The organism is Okeania sp. SIO2F4 (genome assembly GCF_010672385.1).
GTDB lineage: Bacteria > Cyanobacteriota > Cyanobacteriia > Cyanobacteriales > Microcoleaceae > Trichodesmium.
Window position 1 is genome coordinate 1 of record NZ_JAAHGT010000769.1, and the last position, 4760, is coordinate 4760.

The following is a 4760-nucleotide window of genomic DNA, read 5'->3' on the forward strand; positions in this document are numbered from 1 at the left end:
GGCCCCATCTGGGGCAAAGAGTTGGATCAGCGCATCAAAGTCATTGGCATTCAGGTTATCCATGTACTGCAAAACGATCTGGCTCTCAACACCGGGAATGGCTGTAATTGGAGTGCGCTCGGCCATGTATGCACAGAAGCAAATAAGTTGACAAATTGTGGTATTTACTATTGTCGTCAAATGCTATTTAAAGCAGGACGCTTTGTGTCTAAAGCTGAACTAGATTTTGAGTTAAAAAGTAATCTGCATTTTAAGGCTATGCGTTCAGCCTGTGGCCAACAGACATTACATTCTGTAATTGAGTCTTTCAACTCTTATGCAAGACTTGCCAAAATGTTTACTTCAGGTGAACTGGCACAAAAGCCAAAACCACCAAAATACCGCAAAAAGAATGGTTTAGCAGTCGTTAGTTATCCAGGACGCTGGGTCAAGCTAGTGAATGGAATGCTTAAGTTCCCTCTAGGTAAGCAAGTCAAAGCATGGTTTGGAATAGACCACTTTTTATTGCCAATGCCTAGCAACTTAGATTTCAATCAAATTAAAGAATTGAGATTTGTTCCCAGAAACAACTGCTTCTATTTAGAATTTGTTTATGAGCAACCTATACTAGAAAAAGGCCAACCAATAGCAGAAAACGTCTTAGGCATAGACCCAGGATTAAATAACTGGTTAACCTGTGTGAGTAATGTGGGAAAGGCTTTTATAGTTGATGGGAAAAAGGTTAAATCTCAAAATCAATGGTACAACAAGCAAGTAGCCAAAATAAAATCAGGCCAGTCTGGTGACTACTGGGACGATAACTTAGCAGCTATTACTGAAAAGCGCAACCGTCAGATGCGGGATAATGTGAACAAAGCAGCTAGATTTGTGCTCAACTGGTGTATTGAGTATCGAATAGGCACAATGGTTTTTGGGTGGAATCAACGCCAAAAAGATAGCATTAACATCGGCAAGAAGAATAACCAACAGTTTGTTCAAATACCAACAGCCAAGTTAAAAGCCAGGATAGCTGAATTGTCTGAGCAGTATGGAATTAAGTTTGTTGAGACTGAGGAAAGTTACACGAGTAAGGCTAGTTTTCTAGATGAAGATTTCTTACCGACATTTGGTGAAAAACCCGAAAGGTGGGAGCCATTAGGAAAGCGTGTTAATCGTGGTTTGTACCGTTCAGCAACAGGTAAATTGATTAATGCCGATGCTAATGGTGCTGGAAATATTATCAAAAAAGTAGCAACACAGCTAAGTTTAGATTTAGCCAAGGTTGGTAGGGAAGTTTTGATGCTTCCACAACGATATAAGTTGGACGATCTAACTAGAAAATATCGTAAGCAGTGCGTCGCGTGGCAATAGCGCCCGCGTAAGCACATCCGCTCAGAATCCAGGGTGTTTTAACCCCTGGAGACATCAAAAATAGAACCTACATTCCGCACGACAAAATGTAGCATGAAATCAGGAGCTTTGAGAGTTAATCAACAAACCCTAATTAATTCCTCAATATTTTTCTTGTTAATTTTCCACATCTCCTCTTCTTCCCAAACCCATCTACTATCAACTCGCTCCACTGTTCCGTCAAAATTAAACACGGTTACTGTTGCTAAAGTCTCAATCCACACAGTAGCTCCACAACTATGAGGCTTATCAGGTCGATAAACAATTCGACAAGGACCATTAATTTCCATTTCATGACCTTTGCCTAAAATCTGAGAGCCACGTTGGGCAGAAAGTACATATTCAGATTTTGCTTGAGGATCGACCTTTTTGAGCTTTCGATTTTTCTCTATATTAGGTCGATTGAAATGAATTGTATTTTTTCCGCAATGGCGCTGAGGAGACCAATTGGGTTCGGGGCCACGTTTCTTACCAGAGATCCTTGGTCTTCCTTTGTACAGAGGAATTCCCCAAGTCCGACCATTAATTTTCCGAGCGCCTTGAATGCGACCTTCGTTGAGTAAAACTCGGACTCGTTGAGCAGAAATATTCAATAAAGAAGCAGCTTCAGTAGTACCAACAAGCATAAGATTTAATTATATATTGTACTATTGCGTATAGCACAATAATACTAAATAATACAAAAATTACAAAGTCATATATTTGGGTGCTTCAGATAAAAAAATTTTCGTTAGTCTAGGATTTAGTGAAAAAGTATGTGTCGTAAGGGCAGGAGTCAGGAATCAGAATAAATGGGAATTATAGAGGAGGTAATCCAAAGAATTGTCCCTTGATTTTTCTGCCCTTGTCTGTTTCAATTTAGGAAGTCGTTAGGAGTCAAAAATTAGGAGAGTTATAGAGGAGCTCCTCTGTAAGAGGCAGCTCCTCTGCAAGAGGCAAGTCGCAAGCGGTCAGATCCGGCGTCGGCGTAAAATACAAGCGTTCGGAACCCGGCGTTAGCGGAGCTGCTCTGCACTCTTCGGGTTTCCTCGCCATGGGAATGCCGACCAAGAGAGGGAACGCGCACCAAGAGACCGCAAATTATCCAGAGCTATATCAGATTTAGGTTGGAGACAATTTAGAACCTTGTTAGATGGAATTGCTGAAAAATACGGTCGTGATTTTAGAATAATTAGTCGCCCTTGAGCCAACATCTAAAACTTGCTCATGTTGTGGATTCAAAGGTGGAAAATTAGACCTTCAGGTGCGAGAATGGGAGTGTCTCAACTGTGCTGCCAAACACGACCGTGATGAAAATGCAGCCATAAATATATTAGTCGCGGGCGGGCAGTCTGAGACAAAAAACGGACGTGGAGGCAAGCGTAAGACTAGGGCCAAGCTGGCGGCAGCCTGTGTTAGCGGAGCTTTGCGTCAGCAAAACGTCAACCCGCTGAGGAGCTACGGCTTGCTAGGAATCCCCGTGCCTTTAGGCCCAGGAGGATGTCAACCTGCCTCTACTCCCTATTAGGCGTTGCTGAATTAAGGGATGAATCTTTGCAGAAAAGGTAAATCCCAGTTTTTACTTCCTCTTTCTCTGAAACAATAATTCCAATGCGCAAATATGCAACGCCCTCTATTAAGAAAAAATAACCATGTATTGTGACTACCTAGTACAAATTCTCACCGCCCGCGTCTACGATGTAGCTCAAGAATCACCACTTGAACCAGCTCTCAACCTCTCAATTCGCCTTAAAAACAACCTCCTACTAAAACGAGAAGATATGCAGTCAGTCTTCTCCTTCAAATTACGCGGAGCTTACAACAAAATGGCTCAACTCCCGGCCAACATCCTCTGCCGTGGAGTTATAGCAGCTTCCGCAGGCAACCACGCTCAGGGAGTTGCTCTTGCCGCAACTCACCTCAACACCAACGCCATCATAATTATGCCAGTAACTACCCCCCAACTAAAAGTAGATGCTGTCAAAGCTAGGGGAGGAGAAGTTGTTTTGCATGGCGAAACTTTTGATGAAGCTTATAAATATGCCCGTCAACTGGAAGAAGAAAAAGGCTTAACTTTTATTCATCCTTTTGACGATCCCTACGTTATCGCCGGACAAGGTACTATAGGTATGGAAATTCTCCGCCAATACCAAAAACCTATCCATGCAATATTTGTTGCCATCGGTGGTGGTGGCTTAATTTCTGGTATTGGAGCTTATGTCAAACGGTTACGCCCCGAAATCAAAATTATTGGTGTGGAACCTATTGATGCTGATGCTATGTCACAATCTTTAAAAGTCGGACATCGAGTCCGCTTACCCCAGGTGGGATTATTTGCCGATGGTGTAGCAGTAAGAGAAGTAGGGGAAGAAACATTCCGCCTTTGTCAAGAATATGTAGATGATATTATTCTCGTAGGAACCGATGATACCTGTGCTGCAATAAAAGACGTTTTTGAAGATACTCGTTCCATTGTTGAACCTGCTGGCGCATTAGCGATCGCTGGTGCCAAAGCTTATGTTGAACAAGAACAAATTCAAGGAGAAACTCTCATCGCTGTCGCCTGCGGAGCGAATATGAACTTTGACCGTCTGCGCTTTGTCGCCGAACGCGCCGAACTGGGAGAACGTCGCGAAGCTATCTTTGCAGTTACCATTCCTGAAACTCCAGGAAGTCTCCGCAGGTTTTGTGACTGTCTGGGCAAACGTAATATTACTGAGTTCAACTATAGAATTGCTGAGGAAAAAGAAGCACATATTTTTGTTGGAGTACAAATAAAAGACCGCGCTGATGCTGCGAGAATACTAGAAACATTTGAAACCCAAGGTTTGAAAAGCATAGATCTAACAGATGACGAACTGACAAAATTACACCTACGTCATCTGGTCGGGGGTCGTTCTCCCCTTGCCCACCACGAACTACTTTACCGTTTCGAGTTTCCTGAACGGCCAGGTGCATTAATGAAATTTGTCGCCTCCATGAGTCCTAACTGGAATATTAGTTTATTTCATTATCGCAACAATGGGGCAGATTATGGACGTATTGCAGTAGGAATGCAAGTCCCCCCCTACGAGATGGCAGAATGGCAAGCTTTTCTCGAAAGCTTGGCTTATCGCTATTGGGACGAAAGCCAAAATCCAGCTTACAAACTATTCTTGGCCTAGTTAGGGTTTAAGGAGTGAGGGAGTAGGGGAGTAATTTTTTTGCCCTCTGCCCAAAATGCTAAATTTTGGAGCACTCATTATTTAGACTGAAAAGCAGGCACTTTTTTCAAACTCAAAAAGGCTAAAAACTTTATTATTAACTGTTTCAGATTTAATCAGCAAGTCCTAATTAAGAAAATTTTTGTGCCTAACTACTCCCTGATTATGCTAAAGTATATACTGTTTCAA

General features: G+C 42.4%; 3 protein-coding genes and 1 pseudogene. 3 read left to right on the forward strand and 1 reads right to left on the reverse strand.

The features are described from left to right. Positions 1–1350, forward strand: a 1350-nt coding sequence (locus tag F6K22_RS32310; RefSeq protein WP_363274901.1) for an RNA-guided endonuclease InsQ/TnpB family protein, incomplete at its 5' end; no start/stop codon positions are given. A gap of 119 nt (positions 1351–1469) precedes the next feature. On the opposite strand, the gene F6K22_RS32315 is transcribed toward F6K22_RS32310, so the two are convergent. Further along, positions 1470–2015, reverse strand: a complete 546-nt coding sequence (locus F6K22_RS32315) for a DNA-binding protein (protein ID WP_293107741.1) — start codon at positions 2013–2015, stop codon at positions 1470–1472. A 611-nt stretch (positions 2016–2626) separates the two neighbouring features. Here F6K22_RS32315 and F6K22_RS42620 point away from each other — a divergent pair. Beyond that, positions 2627–2896, forward strand: a pseudogene (locus tag F6K22_RS42620) (zinc ribbon domain-containing protein); the annotation flags it as partial. A 124-nt stretch (positions 2897–3020) separates the two neighbouring features. Beyond that, entirely contained in the window at positions 3021–4532 is a 1512-nt protein-coding gene (ilvA, locus tag F6K22_RS32325; RefSeq protein WP_293107744.1) for a threonine ammonia-lyase, biosynthetic, read from the forward strand. The last annotated feature ends 228 nt before the right edge of the window (positions 4533–4760 follow it).

Excerpts from the sequence above, each read along its gene's own strand:
- F6K22_RS32315 (WP_293107741.1), bottom strand. The coding sequence starts at position 2,015 with ATGCTTGTTGGTACTACTGAAGCTGCTTCTTTATTGAATATTTCTGCT.
- ilvA (WP_293107744.1), top strand. The coding sequence starts at position 3,021 with ATGTATTGTGACTACCTAGTACAAATTCTCACCGCCCGCGTCTACGAT.